General features: G+C 65.2%; 23 protein-coding genes and 1 tRNA gene. 14 read left to right on the forward strand and 10 right to left on the reverse strand.

From position 1 onward, the window contains the following. From ACTS1Z_RS03075 to ACTS1Z_RS03090, 4 genes are all read left to right on the forward strand, one after another. A partial coding sequence (locus tag ACTS1Z_RS03075) for a homoserine dehydrogenase (RefSeq protein ID WP_442622966.1) occupies window positions 1-984 on the forward strand: 984 nt, incomplete at its 5' end. A gap of 15 nt (window positions 985-999) precedes the next feature. Then, the gene (locus ACTS1Z_RS03080; RefSeq protein ID WP_442622967.1) at window positions 1,000-1,476 is read left to right on the forward strand and encodes an asparaginase domain-containing protein; all 477 of its coding nucleotides are present in this window, start codon (window positions 1,000-1,002) and stop codon (window positions 1,474-1,476) included. An 84-nt stretch (window positions 1,477-1,560) separates the two neighbouring features. Further along, window positions 1,561-2,538, forward strand: a complete 978-nt coding sequence (gene glpX / locus ACTS1Z_RS03085) for a class II fructose-bisphosphatase (protein ID WP_442622968.1) — start codon at window positions 1,561-1,563, stop codon at window positions 2,536-2,538. Window positions 2,539-2,551: 13 nt separating this feature from the next. Next, window positions 2,552-3,895, forward strand: coding sequence for a flavin monoamine oxidase family protein (locus ACTS1Z_RS03090; protein ID WP_442622969.1), 1,344 nt, complete (start codon window positions 2,552-2,554; stop codon window positions 3,893-3,895). Between the two features lie 87 nt (window positions 3,896-3,982). On the opposite strand, the gene ACTS1Z_RS03095 is transcribed toward ACTS1Z_RS03090, so the two are convergent. Further along, the gene (locus ACTS1Z_RS03095; RefSeq protein ID WP_442622970.1) at window positions 3,983-5,083 is read right to left on the reverse strand and encodes a class I SAM-dependent methyltransferase; all 1,101 of its coding nucleotides are present in this window, start codon (window positions 5,081-5,083) and stop codon (window positions 3,983-3,985) included. A 168-nt stretch (window positions 5,084-5,251) separates the two neighbouring features. Here ACTS1Z_RS03095 and ACTS1Z_RS03100 point away from each other — a divergent pair, with 168 nt between their 5' ends. Further along, on the forward strand, window positions 5,252-6,427 hold the full coding sequence (locus tag ACTS1Z_RS03100; protein ID WP_442622971.1) for a hypothetical protein: 1,176 nt from the start codon (window positions 5,252-5,254) through the stop codon (window positions 6,425-6,427). Window positions 6,428-6,433: 6 nt separating this feature from the next. Here the strand turns inward: ACTS1Z_RS03100 and ACTS1Z_RS03105 are convergent, their stop codons facing one another. From ACTS1Z_RS03105 to ACTS1Z_RS03115, 3 genes are read right to left on the reverse strand one after another with little or no spacing between them, the layout of a single operon-like run. Then, window positions 6,434-6,925, reverse strand: coding sequence for a flavodoxin family protein (locus ACTS1Z_RS03105; RefSeq protein WP_442622972.1), 492 nt, complete (start codon window positions 6,923-6,925; stop codon window positions 6,434-6,436). 2 nt (window positions 6,926-6,927) lie between these two features. Continuing rightward, on the reverse strand, window positions 6,928-7,689 hold the full coding sequence (locus tag ACTS1Z_RS03110) for an ABC transporter permease (protein ID WP_442622973.1): 762 nt from the start codon (window positions 7,687-7,689) through the stop codon (window positions 6,928-6,930). Beyond that, window positions 7,686-8,636, reverse strand: coding sequence for an ABC transporter ATP-binding protein (locus ACTS1Z_RS03115; RefSeq protein WP_442622974.1), 951 nt, complete (start codon window positions 8,634-8,636; stop codon window positions 7,686-7,688). Before ACTS1Z_RS03115 ends, ACTS1Z_RS03110 begins: the two co-directional genes overlap by 4 nt. Before the next feature lie 116 nt (window positions 8,637-8,752). Between ACTS1Z_RS03115 and recJ the strand changes: the two genes are divergently transcribed. Then, window positions 8,753-10,516: a single-stranded-DNA-specific exonuclease RecJ gene (recJ, locus tag ACTS1Z_RS03120; protein ID WP_442623009.1), complete on the forward strand. Its 1,764-nt coding sequence runs from the start codon at window positions 8,753-8,755 to the stop codon at window positions 10,514-10,516. Window positions 10,517-10,523: 7 nt separating this feature from the next. Here recJ and ACTS1Z_RS03125 read toward each other — a convergent pair whose 3' ends face one another. Genes ACTS1Z_RS03125 through ACTS1Z_RS03135 form a run of 3 tightly spaced genes read right to left on the reverse strand, consistent with a single transcriptional unit; the run spans window position 10,524 to window position 11,471 of the window. After that, entirely contained in the window at window positions 10,524-10,721 is a 198-nt protein-coding gene (locus tag ACTS1Z_RS03125) for a hypothetical protein (protein WP_442622975.1), read from the reverse strand. Beyond that, window positions 10,708-10,923 (reverse strand): helix-turn-helix domain-containing protein, encoded by a 216-nt coding sequence (locus ACTS1Z_RS03130; protein WP_442622976.1) that lies wholly within the window; start codon window positions 10,921-10,923, stop codon window positions 10,708-10,710. The genes ACTS1Z_RS03125 and ACTS1Z_RS03130 overlap by 14 nt, the downstream gene beginning before the upstream one ends. 11 nt (window positions 10,924-10,934) lie before the next feature. After that, entirely contained in the window at window positions 10,935-11,471 is a 537-nt protein-coding gene (locus ACTS1Z_RS03135) for a hypothetical protein (protein ID WP_442622977.1), read from the reverse strand. Window positions 11,472-11,609: 138 nt separating this feature from the next. Here ACTS1Z_RS03135 and ACTS1Z_RS03140 point away from each other — a divergent pair, with 138 nt between their 5' ends. From ACTS1Z_RS03140 to ACTS1Z_RS03155, 4 genes are all read left to right on the forward strand, one after another. Further along, on the forward strand, window positions 11,610-11,993 hold the full coding sequence (locus ACTS1Z_RS03140) for a VOC family protein (RefSeq protein WP_442622978.1): 384 nt from the start codon (window positions 11,610-11,612) through the stop codon (window positions 11,991-11,993). A 62-nt stretch (window positions 11,994-12,055) separates the two neighbouring features. Continuing rightward, a tRNA-Glu gene (locus ACTS1Z_RS03145) sits at window positions 12,056-12,130 on the forward strand. Between the two features lie 126 nt (window positions 12,131-12,256). Further along, window positions 12,257-13,918: an AbgT family transporter gene (locus tag ACTS1Z_RS03150; protein ID WP_442622979.1), complete on the forward strand. Its 1,662-nt coding sequence runs from the start codon at window positions 12,257-12,259 to the stop codon at window positions 13,916-13,918. Between the two features lie 48 nt (window positions 13,919-13,966). Continuing rightward, window positions 13,967-14,449 carry a TspO/MBR family protein gene (locus ACTS1Z_RS03155; protein ID WP_442622980.1) on the forward strand — a complete coding sequence of 161 codons (483 nt, stop codon included), beginning with the start codon at window positions 13,967-13,969 and terminating at the stop codon, window positions 14,447-14,449. Here ACTS1Z_RS03155 and ACTS1Z_RS03160 read toward each other — a convergent pair whose 3' ends face one another. Then, window positions 14,450-15,826: an L-serine ammonia-lyase gene (locus tag ACTS1Z_RS03160; RefSeq protein ID WP_442622981.1), complete on the reverse strand. Its 1,377-nt coding sequence runs from the start codon at window positions 15,824-15,826 to the stop codon at window positions 14,450-14,452. 119 nt (window positions 15,827-15,945) lie between these two features. Between ACTS1Z_RS03160 and ACTS1Z_RS03165 the strand changes: the two genes are divergently transcribed. Both ACTS1Z_RS03165 and ACTS1Z_RS03170 read left to right on the forward strand, forming a co-directional pair. Next, the gene (locus tag ACTS1Z_RS03165; RefSeq protein ID WP_442622982.1) at window positions 15,946-16,530 is read left to right on the forward strand and encodes a TIGR04282 family arsenosugar biosynthesis glycosyltransferase; all 585 of its coding nucleotides are present in this window, start codon (window positions 15,946-15,948) and stop codon (window positions 16,528-16,530) included. Then, on the forward strand, window positions 16,527-17,267 hold the full coding sequence (locus tag ACTS1Z_RS03170; protein ID WP_442622983.1) for a glycosyltransferase: 741 nt from the start codon (window positions 16,527-16,529) through the stop codon (window positions 17,265-17,267). Before ACTS1Z_RS03165 ends, ACTS1Z_RS03170 begins: the two co-directional genes overlap by 4 nt. 164 nt (window positions 17,268-17,431) lie before the next feature. Here the strand turns inward: ACTS1Z_RS03170 and ACTS1Z_RS03175 are convergent, their stop codons facing one another. Further along, window positions 17,432-18,673: a threonine ammonia-lyase gene (locus tag ACTS1Z_RS03175; RefSeq protein WP_442622984.1), complete on the reverse strand. Its 1,242-nt coding sequence runs from the start codon at window positions 18,671-18,673 to the stop codon at window positions 17,432-17,434. Between the two features lie 85 nt (window positions 18,674-18,758). Between ACTS1Z_RS03175 and ACTS1Z_RS03180 the strand changes: the two genes are divergently transcribed. Then, window positions 18,759-19,625 carry an NAD(P)-dependent oxidoreductase gene (locus ACTS1Z_RS03180; RefSeq protein WP_442622985.1) on the forward strand — a complete coding sequence of 289 codons (867 nt, stop codon included), beginning with the start codon at window positions 18,759-18,761 and terminating at the stop codon, window positions 19,623-19,625. Window positions 19,626-19,720: 95 nt separating this feature from the next. Next, window positions 19,721-21,436: an amidohydrolase gene (locus ACTS1Z_RS03185; RefSeq protein ID WP_442622986.1), complete on the forward strand. Its 1,716-nt coding sequence runs from the start codon at window positions 19,721-19,723 to the stop codon at window positions 21,434-21,436. Here ACTS1Z_RS03185 and ACTS1Z_RS03190 read toward each other — a convergent pair. After that, complete coding sequence (locus ACTS1Z_RS03190; RefSeq protein WP_442622987.1) at window positions 21,433-23,505, reverse strand: protein-disulfide reductase DsbD family protein; 2,073 nt, start codon at window positions 23,503-23,505, stop codon at window positions 21,433-21,435. The genes ACTS1Z_RS03185 and ACTS1Z_RS03190 overlap by 4 nt on opposite strands. Between the last annotated feature and the right edge of the window lie 50 nt (window positions 23,506-23,555).

A 23,555-nucleotide genomic window follows, 5' to 3' on the forward strand; every position in this document is an offset into this window, starting at 1 on the left:
ATGATCGCCCATCACGGACTCGAACTGGCGGCGATTGCGGAAAAGGCGAAGGTGGCGCTGAAATACGAGGCGGCGGTCGCCGGGGGCATTCCGGTCATCAAGGGTCTGCGCGAAGGCGCGGCGGCGAACGCCATCACTTCGGTCTATGGCATCCTCAACGGCACCTGCAATTACATCCTGACCGAGATGGAGGCGAAAGGCAGTGACTTCGCCGAAGTGCTCGCCGATGCGCAGGCGCTCGGCTATGCCGAGGCCGATCCGACCTTCGACATCGACGGCGTGGATGCCGCGCACAAGCTCGCCATATTGGCGAGCCTCGCCTTCGGTACGGAGCTGGACTTCGATTCGGTCGCGATAAGCGGCATCCGCGAGGTGATCGCCGAAGATATCGTCGAGGCCAGGGCGCTGGGTTTCAAGGTGCGGCTGGTCGGGACGGCGGAGACGAGCGGCGGCAAGCTGTTCCAGCGCGTCCATTGCTGCCTCGTGCCGCGCACTCATCCGCTCGCTCATGTTACCGGCTCGCTCAACGCGGTGGTGGCCCAGGGCAATTTCGTCGGGCGGCTATTCTTCGAAGGCGCGGGCGCGGGCGAAGGACCGACCGCGAGCGCCGTGGTCGCCGACCTGATCGACGTGGCGCGCGGCGAATATGGGCCGGCCTTCGCCATGCCGTTCGCCCGGCTCAGCGAAACCGGGCCGATGGATGCCGGCGATCGGCGCGGCCGGGCCTATCTGCGCTTCGCCGTGCATGACCGGCCCGGCGTATTGGCGGAGATTACGGCCGCGATGCGCGACGCAAATGTCTCGATCGAAAGCATGATCCAGCGGGGCGGCTCCGACCCCAGCGAAGATAGCGACGATGTCGTCAGCCTCATTATGGTCACGCATGAAGGGCCGGAACGCTGCGTCACCGATGCGCTGGACCGGCTGCGCGGCGCGCAAAGCCTCGCGGGCGAGCCGATGCTCATGCATATTCTCGATCTGTAGGACTCCATTGGCGCCATGATCGACATTTTCACGACCGGCGGGACGATCGACAAAGTCTATTTCGACGCGCTGTCGGAATATCAGGTCGGCCCCACGGCCGTCGCCGACATGCTCCGGCAGAACAACGTCCAGTGCGAGCATCGCGTCACGCAGTTGCTGCGCAAGGACAGCCTCGACATGACGGACGAGGACCGCGCGGCGATCCGCCAGGCGGTCGAAAGCAGCGATGCACAACGCATCCTGATCACACATGGTACCGATACGATGGTCGAGACCGCCCGCACGCTCGACGGCATCGACGGGAAGACGATCGTACTGACGGGCGCGCTGCAACCCGCAACGCTCAAGCATAGCGATGCCGAATTCAATATCGGGTTCGCGCTGGCGGCCGCGCAGTCCCTGCCGCCGGGCGTCTATGTCGCGATGAACGGGCGGATTTTCGATCCCGCGACCGCGCGGAAGGATCGGGCCGGGGGGCGGTTCGTCGACTGAGGCTCGCAATCGGCTTGCCCGATTCTCGACAATGTCATGGCTCTGGCCTATCGCGCGCGAAAAGTAACAAAGGATGACCGGATAATGCCGAAAGCCAGCGAGGTACTGGACCGCGTACTCGTTCTCGAAATGGTCCGCGTGACCGAAGCCGCCGCGATCGCCGCATCGGGACTGATCGGGCGCGGCAACGAAAAGGCGGCCGATGCCGCGGCGGTCGAGGCGATGCGGGAAGCGTTCAACGGGCTCGATTTCGACGGCACGGTGGTGATCGGCGAAGGCGAGCGCGACGAAGCGCCGATGCTCTATATCGGCGAAAAGGTCGGCAAGGCGTCCAAGGGCGCGCCCAAGGTCGATATCGCGCTCGATCCGCTCGAAGGCACGACGATCACGGCGAAGGCGGGCCCCAACGCGCTCGCCGTGCTGGCGATTGCCGAAAAGGGCTGCCTGCTCAATGCGCCCGACACCTATATGGACAAGCTCGCCATCGGCCCCGGCTATCCCAAGGACACGATCGACCTGTCGAAGGGCGTCACCTGGAATATCGAGCGCATCGCCAAGGCGAAGGGCGTGAAACCGAACGAGATCATCGCCTGCGTCCTCGATCGCCCGCGTCACGAAGCGCTGATCGCGGAGCTGCGCGAAATCGGTTGCGGCGTGCAGCTTATTCCCGACGGCGATGTCGCCGGGGTAATCGCGACGACCGACGAGGACACGACGATCGACGTCTATATGGGCCAGGGCGGCGCACCCGAGGGCGTGCTCGCCGCGGCGGCGCTGCGCTGCGTAGGCGGCCAATTCCAGGGCCGGCTCGTCTTCCGCAATGACGACGAAAAGGCGCGCGCCCGCAAATGGGGCATACCCGATGAAGAATTCGACCGGATCTACAGCCTCAAGGAGCTCGCCAAGGGCGATGTGATCTTCGCTGCAACCGGCGTTACCGACGGTTCGATGCTCGACGGCGTGAAGCGGCTGCGCAAGGGCTGCATGACCACCGAAAGCGTCGTCATGCGCGCCTCATCGGGCACCGTCCGCTGGGTGAAGGGCGAACATTACAAAGGATAGCTAGTACGCAGACATGGCCCAGACCCGGTTCCGCCTCTCCCGCTGGCTTTCGGAGTTCGGCCTGTCGCGCGGTTACGGTTCCGATGCTGCCAATACGATGCCCGAAGGCGCGCGCGTCGCGATAATCGGCGCGGGGGCTGCCGGTCTCTATGCGGGCAAGACGCTGCATGACCGCAATGTCGATTGCACGATATTCGAAGCCTCGAACCGGATCGGCGGCAGGCTCGGCAAGAGCACGGCGCTGCCCCACATGCCGGTCGATCTCGGCGCCGAATGGATCCATGGACATCGGACGCTGACCTACAAATTGGCGAAGAAAGCCGGGGCCGAGATCCTGGAAGACGAGAGCGAACTCGCGCTCTGGTTCGATAACCGGCTATCCGACGAGCGCGATATGCCGAAGGCGTTCCGGTCGCTCTACGCCAAGGCCATGAAATGCCGCGGACCGGACAAGGACCTGACGCTCACCGAGTGGGCCGTTGCCGAAGGTTTGCCGGAGGAGCAGATGCCGCTGCTGCCGGCGCTCGCCAACGATAGCGGGGGATCGGCGGACCGCATGTCGGTCTATGCCGCGATCCGCGAAGAAAGCCGGAGCCGATCGGGCGACGACGACTACAAAGTGCGCGACTGGACCTATTTCGACCTGGTCGAGAAGCTGGTCGCGGCGCCGATCGCGGATCGCATCGAAACGGACGCGCCAGTCGAAAAGATCGCCTATGACGAGACGGGCGTCACGCTGACAATCGCCGGCGCAGAGCATCGGTTCGACCGGGCGATCATCACATCGTCCGTCAACATCCTCAAATCGGGCATTATCGCCTTCGAACCCGCCCTGCCCGCGCCCAAAATCGAGGCGATCGGCAAGATCGGGATGGAGGCCGGCCACAAGATGTTCCTGGCCTTCACCGCGGACTTTTTTGGATCGCAAGAAGTGATCGGCGGCGCAATCGGCAATCTCTATTACGACGCCCGGATCGGCAAGAGCAGCGATCGCCCGACCATCGGCGTGTTCACGACGGGCGAGCGCGCCCAGGCGATGAGCGATATGGGCCGCGAGGGTTCGATCGCCGCTGTCATCGACGATCTCGACCGCATCTTCGGCAGCCGCGCCTCGGAAACGTTTACCGGCGAGACGATCGTGCAGGACTGGACCACCGAGCCGTACGTTCGCGGCGGCTATTCCTATCCGACCGTCGGCATGGGGGATGCCCGCGAAACGCTCGCCGAACCAGTCGCTGACAGACTTTTCTTCGCCGGCGAAGCCGCCCATTCCGACGGCGAAAGCGCGACCGTGCATGGCGCGATGAAAACCGGCGAGCGCGCGGCGCTGGAGGCGATCCGCTCTTTCGCACGCTGACGCTTCAGGCGGGACGACTGACCGGCGTTGGAAAAGCCCCGGGGACGGTCGCAAATTCCCCGGGGCTTTTCGCGGCCTGCGCCGGGTTCAGGGGCGGCAGACGAAGAACATGTTCATGATGTCGTGCGGCAGGCGATGGGTTTCGATGCTGCCGAAACCCGCATCCTTGAGCATCGCGGTGGCGAGCTGTTCGCCCCAGGCCGCGCCGAGACCGACGCCGCCCTGTGCGAGCGAGACGGTCATGCAATGCATGCAGGAGATCGTGTAGGTGAAGGTGCCCAGCGGATTGTCGAGATTGTCCGCTACCGCAGTCTGCGCGTCGACTTCCTGGACGAGATACACGCCGTCCTCACGGAGCAGGCGGCGGATATGGGACAGGACGACAGCCGGATGCGCCTGATCGTGCACGGCGTCGAACGTGCAGATCAGGTCGAAGAGCCCTTCGCCCTCCAGCAGGGTCGCGTCCTTCTTCTCGAAATGCACATTATCGAGGCCCTGCGCTTCGGCTTCCGCCAAGGCCCGGACCACCGTTTCCTCGCACAGGTCGAAACCGGTGAAGCGACTGTTCGGGAAAAGGGCGGCCATATGATTGAGCGCGCGCCCGGCGCCGCACCCGATATCGGCGACGTCGATTCCGGCCTCGAGCCGTTCAACCAGTCCCGGCGCCAGCGGCAGGATGGCGTCTTCGAGCGCTGCGACGACCGTGCCGTCGCTATCTTCGGCCATGCACTCGTGAAAGCGGTCATATGCCTCGTAGGGAACGCCGCCGCCGTTGCGGAAACAGTCGACGATCTTGTCTTCGACGCCGCCGAGCACGGCGATGAACTGGAACATCCCCGCCATGTTCTCGATCGTCGCCTCCTTTCCAAGAAACGCCCCGTGATCGGCCGGCAATGTGAAGCGCTCGCTCGATCGGTCGGTCTGCACGATCCGCGCCGTCGTCATCGCGCCCAGCCATTCCCGGACATAGCGCTCGTCGAGCCCGGCCTTGGCGGCGAGCTCTGCGCTCGTCACTGCACGGCCATCCTGCATCGCGTCGAACAGGCCCGTCCGGTAGCCGACCGAAATCATCAGTGCGGCGGCCGCATGGTTGATCGTGGCGAGCAGCTCTTCGGAAAAGGCCTGCTGCGCAGGCGTCAGGTCAGGCTGCGCCGGAAGATCCTGCGCCAGCGTCATGGAATTGCACATATCGAATACTCCTCATCAGCGGGTCAATGAGGGTCCTAATGTCAGCCGATCGTTGGAGCGAGCGTTGGAACCGCCGTTGAAAGTGGCATTACCGTCTCGTCGCGGACGATATCCTTTTCACGGCTCACCGCCGTTGACCGATCTAGTGTATTATCGTATTAATTCACTATGGCTGATAGCATTGCGACAATCGTCAGACCGTTCATCGCTTTCCTGTGCGGGATTTTTCTGTCCACCGCGGCTTCTGCCGAGCTTTCCCCGGAGAATTTCGAATTCAAGCAAATCTCGGCGGGCGCGAACCGGCCCGGCGTCAGCCTGGACGACCTGACCCGCGACATCGTGCTCGCCGTCCGATCCGGCGGCACGCCGGCTGACCTGACCGCCACCGGCCCGCATGATCCCGCGGATATCGCGGCGCGCGCCGCCGCCCTTGTCGAGGAAGGCTTGCTCACCGAGCGACCGGACGGCAGTTTCGCGCTCGGCTTTCCCGTCATGACGCTCGCCGAAACGCCGGACGCGATGCCGGTATCGCCCGCGCTCATCGACGAGAGCGTCGCGTTGATCGTCGCCCATCTGCCAGAGGTTCGCGCCAGCTATGCGGAGCTGGCGGGATTCGGTCACGTGCCGTTCGCAGAATCGTCGCTGCTGATCCTCAGCAACGTCCTGCTCGACAACTGGCAGATCAACGGCATCGAAGCGGATATCCTGGGCGCGGAACGGCCGGGCCGCGGCGGGGGCAATTATTATCTAGCCCTGATGGAAAAAAGCGGGCCCGAGGAAGAAGCTTTCGGCATTTACGGGAACCACTTCACTCTTCTCGACGGGCTCGCGGTCGGTCTGTACGGCAATCGCCGCTATTCAGGCCCCCCGAATATCATCACCCTTCCCGATGCCGAAACGCTCGCCGCCAGGCTCGGCAGCGATGCCGATGTCTCGCCCGCGGCCGTGCGCCAGCGGCTCGCCGAGACGCTGCACGCGCTGCATCGCGATCCGGCCCACCAAGCGGCTGCTGGAGAGATCGTCCTGCTCCGCGAATTCGGCCTCATCGACGGGGAGAACCGCGTTCTGATTCCGGTTTTCGGTATGGCGACCTATGACGCACTGTCAGACATGGCCAGTGCGTTTCGCCCGGAGCTGGCCGCCCTGCTGCGCGCGCACCTGCCGGAATTGCGCGCCCATTACGAGCGATCCCCGTACGCCGCGCATGGCGTGAGTTTCGAGGAATATTTCATCTGGTGGTATCACCTCTATTATTCTCGCGTCACGGACGCGCTGGCCGAACGCGGCGAGGTGCGGATACCGGCCGCCGTCAATACGACCTATCTCGGCGTGCTGACCGAATAAGGGCCGTCAGAACACGCCGAGTTCCAGCCCGGCCGCCAGCGCCGCGCCGATCTCGCGGCATCGATCGAGATCGTCTTCGGGGATCGTCTTCTCCGCCAGTATCTCTTGCTTGGTCTGTGCATGGGTGCAGATGATCGGCGTGTCGGCGACTTTCTTCAGCCGCCAGCCGGTCGCGATCCGCTCGAGCTGCGCCCGCGCATTTTCGCCGTCAGAGCCCGCGCAGATCATGGCGGCATAGGGACGTCCCTCGAGCTTGCCGAGCACCGGATAGTAGCACCGGTCGAAAAAGGCCTTCATCACGCCGGCGATGGCGGCGAGGTTTTCGGGCGTTGCGAACAGATAGCCGTCGGCGGCGAGCAGGTCTTCGGGCTCGGCATCCTGCGCTTCCATCACGATCACCTCCGCGCCGTCCGCCTCGCGCGCGGCCCGCGCCGCTGCCTCGGCCATCTGCCGCGTCCCGCCGGTCATGCTGTGATAGACGATCAGCAGGCGGGCCATCGTTACTCCTTGAGCCGATAGCCGGTGCGGAAGATCCAGATCACCGTACCCAAGCAAAGCAGCAGGAAGACACCGGTGATCCCGAGGCTCAGCCCGATGCTGACATCGCCTTCGCCATAGAAGCTCCAGCGGAAGCCGCTCACCAGATAGACGACCGGGTTGAACAGGCTGATCGTCCGCCACAGCTCCGGCAGCATGTTGATCGAATAGAAAGCGCCGCCGAGAAAGGTGAGCGGCGTCACGATCAGCATCGGGATGAAGGAAAGCTGTTCGAACCCGTCCGCCCAGATGCCGATGATGAAACCGAACAGACTGAAGGTGACGGCGGTGAGCACGAGAAAGGCGATCATCGCGAGCGGATGCTCGATCCGCACGTCGACAAAGAAGGTCGCCGTCGCGAGGATGATCAGTCCGAGGATAATCGACTTGGTCGCGGCCGCGCCGACATAGCCCATCACCAGCTCGACCGGCGACATGGGCGCGGACAGCATCTCGTAGACAGTGCCGGTGAATTTGGGGAAGTAGATCGCGAAGGATGCGTTGGAGATGCTCTGCGTGAGCAGCGAGAGCATCATCAGCCCCGGCACGATGAACGCGCCATAATCGACGCCGCCGATGTCCTCGATCCGCGATCCGATGGCACTGCCGAACACGACGAAATAGAGCATCGTCGTGATCACCGGGGCGACGATGCTCTGCCACAGCGTACGCCAGGCGCGCCGCATTTCGAAGACATAGAGCGCCCAGACGCCGCGCACATTCATGCCGCCGGCTCCGCTTCGGTGGCGGGTTCCTCATGGACGAGACCGACGAAGATATCCTCGAGCGAGCTTTTCGAAGTGTCGAGATCGGCGAAGCCGATACCGAGATCGCTCATCTTTTTGAGCAGCGACGGGATGCCCGTGCTCTCGTCATTGGCGTCGAACGTATAGATCAGCCGATGCCCCTCATCGGCCAGCTCCAGCTCCCACTCGGCCAGCGCACCGGGCACCGTCTCCATCGGTTCCGACAGCGTCAGCGTCAGTTGCCGCTTGCCGAGCTTGCGCATGATCGTAGCCGTCTCCTCGACGACGATGATCTCGCCCTTGCGGATCACGCCGACCCGGTCGGCCATCTCCTCGGCCTCCTCTATATAGTGCGTCGTCAGGATGATCGTCACGCCGCGTTCGCGCAGGCCGCGGACGAGGTTCCACATATTGCGCCGGAGCTCGACGTCCACGCCGGCCGTTGGCTCGTCGAGAAACAGGATCTCGGGCTCATGGCTCAGCGCCTTGGCGATCATCACGCGGCGCTTCATGCCGCCCGACAACTCCATGATTTTTGCATCGCGCTTGTCCCAGAGCGACAGGTCTTTCAGGAGCTGCTCGATATAGGCCGTGTTGCGCGGCTTGCCGAACAGGCCGCGGCTGAAATTGACCGTCGCCCACACCGTCTCAAACGTATCGGTGCTGATTTCCTGCGGCACGAGCCCGATCATCTTGCGCGCCTTCTTGTACTCGCGGAGCACATCGTGCCCGCCTGCCATCATCGTGCCCGATGTCGGCGTCACGATGCCGCATACCGCGCTGATCAGCGTCGTTTTGCCCGCCCCGTTTGGTCCGAGCAGCGCGAATATCTCGCCCTTGCGGATCTCCAGGCTGACATCGTCGAGCGCCTTCACCCCGCCATCATAGGTCTTGGAAAGATTGGAGATGGAGATGATCGGCTGCATCGCGGCTCTCTGCACGTGCCGTCGCGCGGGTTCAAGCGCCAAGGCGCGCATCTATGCCCACAGCAATGCGCAACGGGCCGATAGCGGGAACCCGCCATGCCCGCTACATACGAGCCATGACGCCCGCGCTCGACATCGCCCATTCGGTTTCCGGCCAGCCCTGGCACTGGCGCGGCGGCGTGATCGACGGGTTGAGCGGCAGTTTCCAGCCCGACGATCTCGTGACCGGCCTGCTGCTGTCGCGCGGCTGCGCGCGGGACGAGATCGACGCCTATCGCACGCCGACGATCCGCAGCTTCATGCCGGACCCTTCCATCTTCCGCGATATGGACCAGGCCGCCGAGCGCATCGTTGCGGCCATCCGCGCGCAGGAAAAGGTCACGATCTTCGGCGATTACGATGTCGACGGGGCGACCTCGGCCGCGCTGCTGATCCGCCTGCTCCGCGGTCTCGGCCTGGACGCCGGCTATTATATCCCGGACCGGCTGATGGAGGGCTATGGCCCATCGGGTGAGGCGCTGGTGAAGCTGGCAGAACAAGGCTCGTCGCTGATCGTGACGGTCGATTGCGGCGCGCAGGCGTTCGAAGCGCTGCAACAGGCGAAGGATGCCGGCGTCGATGTGATCGTCGTCGACCATCACAAATGCGCGGCCGAACTGCCGGTCGCCCACAGCCTCGTCAATCCGAACCGGCTGGACGAGGAAGACGGCGCGGCGCATGGGCATCTGGCCGCTGTCGGTGTCGCCTTTCTCCTCGGCGCGGCGATCGTCCGGCGGCTGCGCGACACTGGCTATTTTGACAGCCGCGCCGAACCGAAGCTCATCGAACTGCTCGATATCGTGGCTTTGGGTACGGTCGCCGATGTCGCGGCGCTGCACGGGCTCAACCGGGCCTTTGTAGCCCAGGGCCTCAAGGTGATGGCGGCGCAGCGCAATATCGGGATCAATGCGCTGCTCGAAGCTTCGCGGCTGGACCGGGCGCCGATCGCGTCGGATCTCGGCTTCCGGCTCGGCCCGCGGATCAATGCGGGCGGGCGGGTCGGGAAATCCGACCTCGGCGTCCGGCTGCTGACGACCGAGGACCCCGAAGAGGCGAAAGCCATCGCCGCCGAACTCGAACATTTCAACGAGGAACGCCGCGCCATCGAAGCGGCCGTCACCGAGCAGGCGCTCGAACTGGGCAAGGGGCAGGACAATCGCTCGGTTGCGCTCGTCTCCGGCAAGGGCTGGCACCCGGGCGTGATCGGTATCGTCGCCAGCCGGCTGAAGGAAAAGCTGCACCGTCCGGCAATCGTGATCGCGCTCGACGCGGACGGCATCGGCAAGGGATCGGGCCGTTCGGTCGCGGGCGCGGATCTCGGCAGCGCGGTGCTGGCGGCGAAAGACACCGGCCTGCTGATGGCGGGCGGCGGCCATCCGATGGCAGCCGGGCTGACGGTGGCCGAAGACAAGATCGACGCGCTGGCCGAGTTTCTGGACGCCCGCATGGCCGACGATGTGACGCGCGCGCGCGGCGAGCGGGCGTTGCAGCTCGATGCCGTCGTCGCGCCCGGCGGCGTGACGCCCGCGCTCGTCGAGGCGCTGGAAGAGGGCGGGCCCTATGGGATGGGCTGGCCCGCACCGCGCATCGCGACCGGCCCGGTGCGGGTCATCAAGGCCGATATCGTCGGGACCGACCATGTCCGCGCGATCGTCGCGGGCGAGGACGGACGCAGCCTCAAGACCATCGCCTTCCGCGCCGCCGATACGCCAGTCGGCCAGGCGATGCTGAGCGCAGGGACGACGCGCAAATTATGGGTCGCCGGACGGGCCAAGATCGACGATTGGGGCCCGCGCCCCGCCGCCGAGCTGCATCTCGAGGACGCCGCCTGGGCGGATTGACGTCCGTCTATTCCACTCCGTCCACGACATCGCGCAGGTCATGTTCGATCCGCTGCCGGTCCAGCTCGGCGCACGGCGCGCCATATTTCGCGCGGCACTGGCTCTCGCGCCATTGCTCGCCATCGCTCCGTAGATCGAGCGTCGCGCAGGCCGAACAGCAAAGTGCCGCAAGGGCCGAAAGCCCGAAAACCCTAATCCGCTTCATCGCGCACAAACTCCAAAATATCGCCCGGCTGACAGTCGAGCACATCGCAAATCTTCATCAGCGTATCGAACCGCACGCCGCGTACCTTGTTCGTCTTGATCATCGACAGCGCCTGCTCGGTGAGATCGATACGCGCGGCGAGTTCCTTCAGCCGCATCTTGCGCCGCGCCAGCATCACATCGAGGTTGATGACGATCCGCATCGGCGCCGCCCTCAGAGAAAGGCCGCATTCTCGTCCACGGCCTGCTGGCCGGTCGCGAAGACATGCGCGACGAAAACGAACAGCAGCCCGATGAACAGCGCGCCAAGCTCGTTCGAACCGAACTGGATGGAGAGTTGCCCGTCCGTGTTGGGATCGCTGATCGAATAGATTACCACATAGAGCGCGTTCTGCACGATCCCGACGAAAACCATCAGGAAGGCGACCCAGGCGAAGCGGCGAAAGCCGTGCACGGCGGCTTTCGACAGGGGCCGCCCCGCCGCCGCCTCGACGAAGGTCCGGCGCAGTGACAACAGGCCGTAGGACCAGATCGCCGCACCGGCCATCGACACGGCGAAACCGGCGAGGCGCGCGCCGGTGCCGAGCGACGACAGATCGAACGCGCCGCCGAGATTGGCGGACGCCGCCGGCGCGAAATAGTCCCAGAACAGCCAGACGAGCGCGCTCAGTACCGGCAAAGCCACGGCACCAGCCAGCGTTGCAAGGGCGAGAAGGCCGGCAAATCGGCGTTGGGCGGGGGACTGGGTCACGGCGAATCACTCCATCATCGACACTAAAATTAAAGTATTACTTTAATTTTTTAATTTCAAACCGTATTTTCGTGATCCTTCGCTGGCCTCGAATCGCGCGCAGAACCTATGGTCGCTCGGCAAGTCTGGGAGGCAGCCATGTTCGGTCACATCACGCTGGGTTGCGACAATTGGGAACGTGCCAAGCCCTTCTGGCTGGCCGTCATGGACGTGCTCGGCCATCCGCTCTTCATGGAGACCGAGGCCGGGGCCGCGTTCGGGGAAGCGACCGGCCAGAAGACCTTTATCGGCCCGGCGTTCAACGGAGAGCCTGCCGCACCCGGCAACGGCGTGCATATCGCCTATCTCGTCAAGGACCGCGCGACCGTTGACGCCTTCCATGCCGCCGCCCTGGCGCATGGCGGATCGGACGAAGGGCCGCCCGGCCTGCGCCCGCATTATCACGCCAATTATTACGGCGCCTATGTCCGCGATCCGGACGGCAACAAGCTGCAGGCCGTCTGCCACAGCGCGAAGGGATGATGCGGTGCAACACAATGCTTGACCCGCCCCGCCCCCTCGCCTATTTGCGCTCCCGCTGGGACGGCCCCTTCGTCTAGCGGTTAGGACGCGGCCCTTTCACGGCTGAAACACGGGTTCGATTCCCGTAGGGGTCACCAGCATTTTTCCTAATCAGAGTATCGCGTAGACCCGTTTCGATAGGCATCGCCAATCGCGACGGCGATTGCACTCGGCCCGTTTCTCGCTGATAAGGCGCGCTTTGTTGTGCGTAAGGGTGGGAAATCATGAGTGACGGAACAGCGGCAAACGAAGAGCGCCGCGGCATATTGGCCTGGATCGAACGGACCGGAAACCGGCTGCCCGACCCCGTTTTCATCTTCTTCTACCTGATCGCCATCCTCATCGCGCTCAGCGTACTGGCCGCGCTCACCAGCTGGTCCGCCGCGCATCCGACCGAGATCGACGAGGCGACGGGCGCGGCGCGGATCATCACCGCCGAAAGCCTGCTATCGGCGAACAATATCCAACGGCTCTGGGTCGAAATGCCGACGACCTTCACCCATTTCCACCCGCTCGGCTATGTACTCGTCGTTATGCTCGGCGCGGGCGTCGCCGAACGCTCAGGGCTGTTCGGCACGGCGATGCGCGCCGGCGTGCGCAACGCGCCGACCTTCCTGCTCACCCCGATCGTCGCGCTTGTCGCGATGCTGGGCAACCTCGCCGCCGATGCCGCCTATGTCGTGCTGATTCCGCTTGCGGGCGTCATCTACGCCGCAGCGGGCCGACATCCGATCGCGGGTATCGCCGCCGCCTTTGCCGGGGTGTCCGGCGGTTTTTCGGCAAACCTGTTGCCCGGACAACTCGATGCCCTGCTCTTCGGTATCACCCAGGCCGCGGTCGAGACCGTGTTTCCCGGCTGGGAAGCCAATATCGCGGGCAACTGGTATTTCATCATGGTGATGACGATCGTCTTCCTGCCGGTCATCTGGTTCGTCACCGACCGGATGATCGAGCCGCGTCTCGGATCATATACGCCGCAGGGCAGCGCGGCCGTCGCCGCGGGCGGCGGCGCAACTGCTCAGACCGATGGCGATCCCGCCATGCTCGGCGGCGGCGAACCCGATGTCGACGCGATGCCCGATCCCGATGCGCCGATCGCTCCCGACCAGAAAAAGGGTCTGCGCAATGCCGGGCTTGCCGCGCTCGCGGTGATCGGCCTCTGGCTGTTCTTCACGCTCGGCCCGGGCACGCCGCTGATCGACGAGAGCGCGCCGGCCGAAGCGCAGCTCTCGCCTTTCTACCGCTCGCTCGTCGCCGCCTTCTTCATCCTCTTCCTCGCCTGCGGCTGGGCCTATGGCCGGGCAGCGGGCACCATCGGCGACCATCGCGATCTGGTGAAGATGATGTCGGAATCGATGGCCGATCTCGCTTATTATCTCGTGCTCGCCTTTGCGGCCGCGCATTTCGTCGCGATGTTCGCCTGGTCGAACATGGGCCTGATCCTCGCGGTGAAGGGCGCGGACGGGCTGCAGGCGCTCGCCCTGCCCGCGCCGCTGCTCCTCGCGCTGATCGTGATCTTCGTCGGCCTGCTCAACCTGTTCGTCGGCTCGGCCAGCGCCAAATGGGCGCTCGTCGCGCCGGTGCTCGTGCCGATGCTCATGCTGCTCGGGATCAGCCCCGAAATGACGACGGCCGCTTATCGCGTCGGCGACAGCGCGACCAACATCATCACGCCGCTGATGGTCTATTTCCCGCTGATCCTGATCTTCTGCCAGCGCTGGGTGCCCGATTTCGGGCTCGGCAGTCTCGCCGCGACGATGCTTCCCTATTCGGTATGGATGATGATCGCGGGGATCATCCTCGTATTCGGCTGGGTCGCGTTCGGCATACCGCTCGGTCCGGGCGCGGAGGTCTTCACCGAGCTGCCGGTCGCGCCAGCCCAATAGCGGATTTGGCCATGCGGCGAGAAAAGCTGCTATGGTCGGTCGATGAGCATGACCGTCATAGTAGCAGCCGCAGCCGTCATCATCCTGCTGGCGGCCGGCGCGGCGCTGACGAAAATCGGCCCTTGGTATCGCAACCTGAAGAAGCCGAGCTGGAATCCGCCCGACTGGCTGTTCGGCCCGGCCTGGACGATCATCCTCGGCCTTGCGGGCTGGGCCGGCGTCATCGCCTGGGAGGCGGCGACAACTGCGGCGGACCGGCAGCTGATACTGCTCCTGTTTGGCATCAATTTCCTGCTGCACCTGCTCTGGAGCCCGCTATTCTTCATGGCGCGGCGGCCAGACTGGTCGCTGATCGAGGCCTTTTTCCTCTGGGCGTCGGTACTCTCGCTGATCGTCGGCCTCGCGCCCTATTCGACCTTGGCGAGCTGGCTGGTCGCGCCCTATCTGGCCTGGGTCAGTTTCGCGATCCTGCTGAACTGGACGATCGTCAGGCTCAACGCGCCATTCTCCGCGCGAAACGCCAAGAGCTAGTCAGCATTCGACGACATTGACGGCGAGCCCGCCCTGGCTCGTTTCCTTGTATTTGGACGACATATCGAGCCCGGTCTGGCGCATCGTTTCGATCACCTGATCGAGGCTGACCCGCATCCGCTCATGCGCGTGCAGCGCCAGCCGCGCCGCGTTCACCGCCTTGACCGCGCCGATCGCATTGCGCTCGATGCAGGGGATCTGGACGAGCCCGCCCACCGGATCGCAGGTCAGGCCGAGATTGTGCTCCATGCCGATTTCCGCCGCGCTCGCGACTTGGGTCGGCGTGCCGCCCCAGACCGCCGCCAGACCGCCAGCCGCCATCGAACAGGCGACGCCGACTTCGCCCTGACACCCCATTTCCGCGCCCGATATCGACGCGCGCTGCTTGTAGAGCAGCCCGATCCCGCCCGCCGTTAGCAGGAATTTACGGACGGCGACCGCATCCATCTCGTCGCGCGCGCAATAATGGCGGATGACGGCGGGGATGATGCCTGCCGCCCCGTTCGTCGGCGCGGTGACGACCTGACCGCCCGCCGCATTTTCCTCGTTCACGGCCATCGCATAAACGTTGAGCCAGTCGAACAGCTGTTCCTGCTCGTTCGATTGCGGCGATGCGCTGAGCTTCGCCCAGAGGCCCGGCGCACGTCGTGTGACCTTAAGTTCGCCGGGCAGCATGCCTTCGCGGTTCAACCCGCGATCGATGCAGGCCATCATGACCTTCGCGATCCGGTCGAGCGCCTGGTCCGTCGCTGCGCGCGGCCGGCGCGCATCTTCGTTGGCGTAGATCAGCTCGTGAATCGCCATGTCCTCGCGCTCGCACCAGTCGAGCACATCCTGCGCGGAGCCGAAGGCGTACGGGACGGGCTGTCCGGCGCGGATGATATCGTTTTTGGCGGGCCGTTCGAGCTGACGGCGCGAGGCGATGAACCCACCGCCGGTCGAATAATAGGTGCGCTCGGCCAGTATCGCGCCATCGCGATCACGGGCCGAGAGCCGCATGCCGTTCGGATGCAGATCGGGAATCACGTCATAGGCGAAGACGATATCGGTCTCGGGATCGAAATCGATGATAACGCCTTCGCACAGCGTCAGCCGCTTCTCTTGGTGTACCGCAGCGACCGCCGGGTCGGCGGCCTCGGGATCGAGCGTTTCGGGCTTCAGGCCCATCAGTCCGAGAATCACGGCCTTCGGCGTCGCATGGCCCGCCCCAGTCAGCGCCAGAGACCCTTGCAGCTCAACGGTGATCTTTGCGGTTTGTTCGAGATGGCCGCGCCGTTTCAGGCCGGTCACGAAGCGTCGCCCGATCCGCATCGGCCCCACAGTGTGCGAGCTCGACGGTCCGATACCGATGCGAAAAAGGTCCAGAACAGACAGCATGATTGGCGCGTTCCCGATATTGCCGAGCCGCATTAGCCGGTTGCGAACGGCCCGGCCATCCCGATCCTGCTCCTGCGGATGGCTATTGGCGGCACGTGCCGAGCCGCTATGAGGGCGGCATGCCGCAACCGCGCCTTGTGCTCTTCACCCGCTACCCCGTTCCGGGCAAGGCCAAGACGCGCCTGATCCCAGCGCTGGGCGAAGCCGGGGCGGCGGCGATCCACCGAAAGCTCGCCGAACGCACGGTGGCCGTGATGCGCGATAGCGGGCTCCCGATGGAAATCCGTTTCACCGGCGCGGATCGCAGCGAGTTCGCAGACTGGCTTGGCGATGATCCACACTATGAAGAGCAAGCCAATGGCGACCTCGGCGACCGGTTGCGCGCGGCCATCGCCCCGCTGCCGGTCATCTTTGTCGGCGCCGATTGTCCCGATCTGGCCGTCCACCATCTCGAACAGGCGGCCGAGGCGCTCGCAGACAACGATGTCGTCATAGGCCCGGCAGAGGATGGCGGTTATTGGCTGATCGGTATCGCCAAGCGTTACGACTGGCTGTTCACGGACATGGACTGGGGCACTGAGGCCGTGCTGCCGGAGACGCTCAGGCGACTCGCGGATCGGGGTATCGAACCCGTCCTGCTCGAAACGCTGGCCGATTGCGACCGGCCCGAAGACCTCGACCGCTGGCCATGGCTGACCGCGTGACCGAGCCCATACGCAGCGAGGTCGCCATCGTGATCCCGATGCTCGACGAGGGGACCGCGCTGCCCGCCGTCATCGCCAATATCGCCGCGCTCGACCCGCAACCGGCCGAGGTGATCGCCGTCGACGGCGGCAGCGCGGACCGGTCGGTCGAGATCGCGCGCGCAGCCGGTTTCCACGTCATCGAACATGGTCGGAAAGGCCGTGCCGTTCAGGTCAATCGCGGCGTCGAAGAGGCCAGCGCGCCGCTGGTCTGCGTGCTTCATGCCGACACGGAATTACCCAGCGATGCGCTCGCGCTCGTCGAACGCACGCTCGCCAATCCGAAACGCGCGCTGGGCGGTTTCACGCCCCTCCTCACCGGCACGAAAACCCGCTGGGGTACGAGCTTTCACAATTGGGCGAAGACTTATTACGGCCCGATCCTGCTGCGGCCGCATCTGTTCGTGCGCGGGCTGCGCCTGCTGTTCGGTGACCATGCGATGTTCTTCCGCCGCGCGGATTTTCTCGCCGTCGGCGGGTGCGATCCGGACATGAACATCATGGAGGATGTCGATCTGTGCCTCCGGCTCTGCCGGATCGGCAGCGTGAAGCTCGTTCCGCGGATCGTGAAAACGTCCGACCGGCGCATCGCCGAATGGGGCGCGCTCAAGGCCAACTGGATCTACATGAAATGCGGGATGAGCTGGGCCTTCGGGCGCAAGACGGGCCTCGACCGCTGGTATCCCGATATCAGATAGAAAATCCTCCCTGAGCCGAAGGCTTGGGGAGGGGGACCGCGCTTGCGCGGTGGAGGGGCAGGAGCACGACAATGCCCCGAAGAGCAACGGAAACAGCATCGCAATGCCCCTCCACCATTCTGCGAATGGTCCCCCTCCCCACCGCTACGCGGTAGGGAGGATTGTCATGCCAACTCCACCGGCGATACCTCGTATCCGTCGCGTTCGAGGGCGTCGATCAGCCGTTCGAGATGCGCGCGGTCGCGCGTTTCGCATTCGATATCGGTGATGAGGCCCTTGGCGGGCAGCGTCGTGAAGACGCGTTGGTGATAGACTTCGATGATGTTGACCTGCTGCTCGTCGAACACCTTGGCGACATGATAGAGCGCGCCGGGGCGGTCCTTGAGCCGGATGCGCAGCCGCGCAAGCCGGCCATCCCGCGCGAGATCGCGCAGCAGGACATTGGCGAGCAGCCGCGTATCGATATTACCGCCGCACAGAATCAGGCCGACATTCCTGTCCTTGAACTTGGCCGGATGATCGAGCATCGCCGCGAGGCCCGCCGCGCCGGCGCCTTCCACTACCGTCTTCTCGATCTGCAGCAGCAGGGCCACGGCGCGCTCGAGATCCCGTTCCCCGACGAGCAGGATATCGTCGACCACTTCGCGGATGATTTCGAGCGTGAGCCCGCCGGGCTCCTTGACCGCGATGCCCTCGGCCAGCGTATCGCCTTCGCAGGGCAGCTTCAGCCCGCGCATCTTCGAATAGGTGGACGGATAGAGTTCCGCTTCGACGCCGATCAGCTCGATATCCGGCTTCATCGCCTTGGCAGCGACGCCGACACCGGCGATCAGACCGCCGCCGCCGATCGGCACGCACAGCAGATCGATATCCGGCACGTCTTCGAGCATCTCGATCGCAATCGTGCCCTGACCCGCAGCGATATCGGCATCGTCGAAGGGGTGGACGAAGACGAGCCCGCGTTCCTCGGCGATCTCGCAGGCCCGGGCCTGCGCATCGTCGAACCGCTCGCCATGGAGCACGACGGTCGCACCATGCCCTTCGGTCTGCTGGACTTTCACCGTGGGCGTGTGCTGCGGCATCACGATCGTGACCGGGATGCCGAGCCGCGCGCCATGATAGGCGACGCCTTGGGCATGATTGCCGGCCGAGGCTGCGATCACGCCGCGTTTCTGCTCGGCGTCCGACAGTTGCAACAGCTTGTTGAGCGCACCGCGTTCCTTGAACGCGGCCGTGAATTGCAGGTTCTCGAACTTCAGCCAGACATTGGCGCCGGTCATCTCGGACAGCGTCTTGCTGAGCATGGTCGGCGTACGCACGATGGCGTCCGCGATGCGTTCATGCGCGGCGCGCACGCTCTCCAGCGTGACGGTCGAATCGGGTCCGGTTTCCGGTGCGGTAGCCATAACGGGCCCCGCCCTAGCCTATCTGGCGTCCACCGCAAACACATCCTATGGGTCGCGCTACGGCACGAACGGCAGGCGGCAACTCATGGCAAAGATCGCATTTCTGGGGCTTGGCGTAATGGGCGCGCCGATGGCGGGGCACCTGCTCAAGGCTGGTCACGACGTAACGGTATATAATCGCACGGCCTCCAAGGCGGCCGACTGGGTCGCGAAACATGGCGGCAGCAGCGCGGACAGCCCGGCGAAAGCGGCCGACGGCGTCGATGCCGTCATCGCCTGTGTCGGCGCGGACGCCGATGTCGAAGCGGTGACGCTCGGCCCGGACGGCGCGTTCGGCGCGATGCACGAAGGCACGCTGTGGATCGACCATACGACCGTGTCGGCGAAGCTCGCGCGGGAATTGGCGGAAACCGGGGAGCCGCAGGGCATTCATTGCGTCGACGCGCCGGTATCGGGCGGTCAGGCCGGAGCCGAAAACGGCGCGCTCGCGATCATGTGCGGCGGCAGCCGCCGTGCGATGACGCTCGCCGAGCCGATCATGCAGGCCTATGCGGCGCGCATCGTCCATTGCGGCGAGGCGGGCGCGGGCCAGCAGACCAAGATGTGCAACCAGCTCGCGATCGCCGGCGTGCTGCAGGGGCTTTCAGAAGCGCTCCACCTCGCCAAACGCTCGGAGCTCGATCTCGACCGCGTATTCGACGCGATCTCGGGCGGCGCGGCGCAGAGCTGGCAGATGGACAATCGCTGGAAGACCATGGCCAAGGGTGAATTCGATTTCGGCTTTGCCGTCGACTGGATGCGCAAGGACCTGGGCCTTGCGCTCGAAGAGGGTGAGGCGAAGGGCGCGACGCTGGAACTCGCGAAGCTCGTCGATGACTATTATGCCGAGGTGCAGGCGATGGGCGGCGCGCGGCAGGATACGAGTTCGCTGGTAAGGAGACTGGAAGAGTGAATAGCGGAGCCACAATACCGTCAGGGCTGAGCCTGTCGAAGCCCGTTTCTCCGGCTGACAAGCGCCCTTCGACAAGCTCAGGGCTGACGGGATGGATGGCGGCTTTTTTCGCGGCGTTAGCCGCCCTCATCCTGCCCGCCCCGGCCCAGGCCGATGCGCTGATCGACAACGCCAATGGCTATACGCTCGACGAAGACGGCAATTTGGTCCGCTTCACCGGCCTGCTGTTCGACGTCGACACGGGGCGGGTCACGCAGCTCCTGCGCCGCAACGACGACCGCCCGCGCGAAGTCGATTTCCGGCACGACGCGCAGGGCCGCACCGTCATTCCCGGCCTGATCGACGCGCATGGGCACCTGATGGGGCTCGGCTTTAGCGCGATCCAGCTCGACCTTTCCGATACGACGAGCCTCGAAGAGGCGATGGCGCGGCTGGCCCAGTACAGCGCCGAAAACCCGACGCTACGCTGGGTGGTCGGGAGCGGCTGGAACCAGGAACGCTGGGGCCTTGGCCGTTTCCCGACCGCCGCCGATCTCGATGCCGCCGTCGCCGATCGCCCGGTCTGGCTGGTACGCGTCGACGGGCATGCCGGGGTCGCGAACAGCATGGCCATGGCACAAGCGGGTATCACGGCATCGTCGCAATCGCCCGCGGGCGGGCGGATCGAGCGCGACGGCGGCCAGCCGAACGGCGTCTTTATCGACGCCGCCATGGCGCTGGTCGAGGACGCAATACCCACACCCGAACCGCCGGTGCGCGACATGGCGCTGCGCGAGGCGCAGGAGCTGCTGCTCAGCTACGGCATCACCACGATGCACGACATGGGCACCAGCGCCGACGACTGGGATGTGCTGCGCCGCGCCGGCGACCGGGACCGGCTGCAGATCCGCGTGATCTCCTACGCCAATGCGCTGGAGACGCTGCTGGACATTGCCGGGGACGCGAAGACGCCCTGGCTTTATGACGGGCGGCTGCGCATGGTGGGCTTGAAGATTTATGGCGACGGCGCGCTCGGCTCGCGCGGCGCGCTGCTCAACGCGCCCTATGCCGACGCGCCGGGCGAAACCGGACTCGCGCTGATCGACGGGATAGCGCTCCGCAACCGGCTGAGTCGGCTCTCACTGGACAGGTTCCAGGCTGCAATCCACGCGATCGGCGACGGCGCGAACCGCGAGGCGCTGGCCGCGGTCGAGGAACTGGCGACGCGCTATACCGACGACCGGCGCTGGCGGATCGAACATGCGCAGGTCGTCGACCCGGCCGACCTGCCCCGCTTCGGCAGGCACGGCATCATCGCCTCGATGCAACCCGTACACCAGACGTCCGACCGGCTGATGGCCGAAGCGCGGCTCGGGCCCAATCGCCTGACCGGCGCCTATGCCTGGAATTCGATGCTCCGCGTCGGATCGCGGCTGGCGTTCGGCAGCGATTTCCCGGTCGAGAGCCCCAACCCCTTTCCGGGCCTTGCCGTCGCGATCAGCCGCGAGGATGCGAGCGGCCAGCCGCCTGGCGGATGGCAGGCGCATGAGCGCGTCTCGCTGCAACAGGCCTTCGCCGCCTTCACGACGGATGCCGCGTTTGCCGGGTTCGCCGAGGACCATGTCGGGCGGCTCGGCGAAGGCCTCTTTGCCGACTTCCTGATCCTCGATCGCGATATTTTCGATGCGACGCCCGCGGAAATCCGGGCCACGCAAGTCGCGGAGACATGGATCGGCGGCGAGCGGACCTGGGTGCGCGGCGCGGCCGATGCGCCACCCATGGACGCGCCTGTCGGCCCGATGATCAGCGAGGATGAGGATATCGGACGCTAGGCCGATAACTCCGTCAGCATGCCGACGGTCAGTATCTGCGGCAGGATCTCCGGCTCGCCTTCGGCACTATAGAAGAGATAGAGCGGCACGCCCGAGCGGCCATGGCTCTCGATAAAGCGGCCGATAACGGGATCGCCGCTCGTCCAGTCGCCGACGAGTACGGCGATATTCTCCGCCGCAAAATGATCGGCCACGGCCTGGCGATTCATGGCGCCAGCCTCATTGGCCTTGCAGGTGATGCACCAGTCGGCCGTGAAATAGACGAAGACCGGTCGGCCTTCGGACCGCAGTTCGGCCAGCCTGTCCTCGCTGAAGCTCTCGGCGGCGAGCGCCCCGCCTTCATAGGCACCGGCCTCTGCGGGCGTCGATGTCGGGATGAGAACCAGCGCGGCGAGGGTGACGGCCAATGCGGGCATGACGGGCAGCCAGGCCCGCTTGCCGGCCGCCTGTCGCCGGCCGATCCACCAGAGCATCAGCGCGACGCCAAGCGCTGCCGCGATACCCAGTGTCATCCCGTCGACGCCGGTCTGACGGCCGAGAATCCAGCCGAGCGCCAGCGCGGTCAGGAACATCGGCACCGCCATGATATGGCGGAACCGCTCCATCCACGGGCCGGGCTTGGGCAGCTTCGCCCGCAAGGCAGGCACATAGGCAAGGACCAGGAACGGCAGGGCGAGGCCGAGACCCAACCCCGCGAATATCGCCAGCGCGACGGCGGTCGGCACGATCAACGCCGCGCCCAAGGCGGCGGCCATGAAGGGACCCGTGCAGGGCGTCGCCACGAAAGCCGCGAGCGCGCCAGTGAAGAAGGAACCGGTCGCGCCGCCCTTGTCTGCAAACCGTCCGCCGCCCGCAAAGCCTGGTACTTCGAACAGCCCGGCGAGATTGAGCGCGATCGCGGTGACCAGCAGGAACAGGAACAGGATCATGCGCGGGTCTTGCAGCTGGAACGCCCAGCCCGCCGCCGCGCCGCCCGCGCGCAGCCCGAGCAGCACCGCGCCGAGCGCGAGGCAGACGATGATGACGCCGGCCGCATAGGCCAGCGCATCCCGCCGGACAGCGCGCTCCTCCCCGCCCGCCTTGGCGAGACTCAGCGCCTTGAGACTAAGGATCGGGAAGACGCAGGGCATGATATTGAGCAGCAGGCCGCCCAAGATCGCACCGCCAAGTGCCAGCAGGACCGTCCCGATATCGGCGCTCATGGTCGACGCGACAGAGGGCTCGCCCGATATCGGCTCGCCAGCCGGCGGCACGGCACCGGGCACGGCCGCGAGCATCAGGCCGTCATTTTCGCCGATCTTGATCAATCCCGCGATCCGATCCGCCGCGCCGGCATCGCTTGCGGCCGCAACCTCGACGATCAGCATGTCGCCGTTGCGCGATATGCTCTGTTCGGCGCTGTAATCGAGAACCCGGTCGGTCTCGGAGAAGAAATAGGGTGCGGAGACGGACGCAGATGCCGGAAAGGGAATGCCGATGCGCAGCGTGTCGCCGGCCAGCTCGAACACCGCTTCGCTGCCCAGCGGCCGCGGCATGGTCGCGCGATAGCCGTCGAACATGCCGGCATCGGTCACCCCGCCCGAACCGGCAACGAGATCGATCGCCAGCGGTCCGTCCTCGGGCACACAAATCTCGTCGGTGCAGGCCAGCCACTGGCCCTCGGCGCGCAGCGGCAGCGCGGTGCCCGGCGCAACGCTCTCGTCCAGCGTCACTTCGGCCAGCATCGCATATTCGCCATAATAGATGTAATTCATGATGCCGCTAATCGAGAGCCGCTCGGGCACCGGATAGCGCAGTTCGCCGATGCTCACGCCTTCGGGCAAGGTCCATTCGAAGCGGTTCGGGAGCCCCGCCTCGCCCGGATTCAGCCAATAGCCGTGCCAGCCTTCGTCGGGCCGCATGCGGATGGCGATGGTGAAGATCTGGCCGGGTGCGGGCGCATCGGTTTCAGCCAGCAGATCGGCCTGTATCGCGTTCTCGCGCGGCACCTGCGCAGGCGCGGCCGCGGGCAGCAGGCAGAAAAATGCGGCAACAAGGCCGTATATGCTCTGCAAAGCGGAAAATCGCACCTGTTTGCTCCTTCGCGAGCGCGCTATAGCAACGCTAAACGTGCCATGCA

Origin of the sequence: Parasphingopyxis sp., assembly GCF_052168295.1 — a bacterium.
GTDB lineage: Bacteria > Pseudomonadota > Alphaproteobacteria > Sphingomonadales > Sphingomonadaceae > Parasphingopyxis.

Bases quoted from the DNA above. Each gene is read 5' to 3' on its own strand.
- ACTS1Z_RS03080 (WP_442622967.1), top strand. From the start codon at position 1,000: ATGATCGACATTTTCACGACCGGCGGGACGATCGACAAAGTCTATTTC.
- glpX (WP_442622968.1), top strand. From the start codon at position 1,561: ATGCCGAAAGCCAGCGAGGTACTGGACCGCGTACTCGTTCTCGAAATG.
- ACTS1Z_RS03090 (WP_442622969.1), top strand. From the start codon at position 2,552: ATGGCCCAGACCCGGTTCCGCCTCTCCCGCTGGCTTTCGGAGTTCGGC.
- ACTS1Z_RS03095 (WP_442622970.1), bottom strand. From the start codon at position 5,083: ATGTGCAATTCCATGACGCTGGCGCAGGATCTTCCGGCGCAGCCTGAC.
- ACTS1Z_RS03100 (WP_442622971.1), top strand. From the start codon at position 5,252: ATGGCTGATAGCATTGCGACAATCGTCAGACCGTTCATCGCTTTCCTG.
- ACTS1Z_RS03105 (WP_442622972.1), bottom strand. From the start codon at position 6,925: ATGGCCCGCCTGCTGATCGTCTATCACAGCATGACCGGCGGGACGCGG.
- ACTS1Z_RS03110 (WP_442622973.1), bottom strand. From the start codon at position 7,689: ATGAATGTGCGCGGCGTCTGGGCGCTCTATGTCTTCGAAATGCGGCGC.
- ACTS1Z_RS03115 (WP_442622974.1), bottom strand. From the start codon at position 8,636: ATGCAGCCGATCATCTCCATCTCCAATCTTTCCAAGACCTATGATGGC.
- recJ (WP_442623009.1), top strand. From the start codon at position 8,753: ATGACGCCCGCGCTCGACATCGCCCATTCGGTTTCCGGCCAGCCCTGG.
- ACTS1Z_RS03125 (WP_442622975.1), bottom strand. From the start codon at position 10,721: ATGAAGCGGATTAGGGTTTTCGGGCTTTCGGCCCTTGCGGCACTTTGC.
- ACTS1Z_RS03130 (WP_442622976.1), bottom strand. From the start codon at position 10,923: ATGCGGATCGTCATCAACCTCGATGTGATGCTGGCGCGGCGCAAGATG.
- ACTS1Z_RS03140 (WP_442622978.1), top strand. From the start codon at position 11,610: ATGTTCGGTCACATCACGCTGGGTTGCGACAATTGGGAACGTGCCAAG.
- ACTS1Z_RS03150 (WP_442622979.1), top strand. From the start codon at position 12,257: ATGAGTGACGGAACAGCGGCAAACGAAGAGCGCCGCGGCATATTGGCC.
- ACTS1Z_RS03155 (WP_442622980.1), top strand. From the start codon at position 13,967: ATGACCGTCATAGTAGCAGCCGCAGCCGTCATCATCCTGCTGGCGGCC.
- ACTS1Z_RS03160 (WP_442622981.1), bottom strand. From the start codon at position 15,826: ATGCTGTCTGTTCTGGACCTTTTTCGCATCGGTATCGGACCGTCGAGC.
- ACTS1Z_RS03165 (WP_442622982.1), top strand. From the start codon at position 15,946: ATGCCGCAACCGCGCCTTGTGCTCTTCACCCGCTACCCCGTTCCGGGC.
- ACTS1Z_RS03175 (WP_442622984.1), bottom strand. From the start codon at position 18,673: ATGGCTACCGCACCGGAAACCGGACCCGATTCGACCGTCACGCTGGAG.
- ACTS1Z_RS03180 (WP_442622985.1), top strand. From the start codon at position 18,759: ATGGCAAAGATCGCATTTCTGGGGCTTGGCGTAATGGGCGCGCCGATG.
- ACTS1Z_RS03185 (WP_442622986.1), top strand. From the start codon at position 19,721: ATGGCGGCTTTTTTCGCGGCGTTAGCCGCCCTCATCCTGCCCGCCCCG.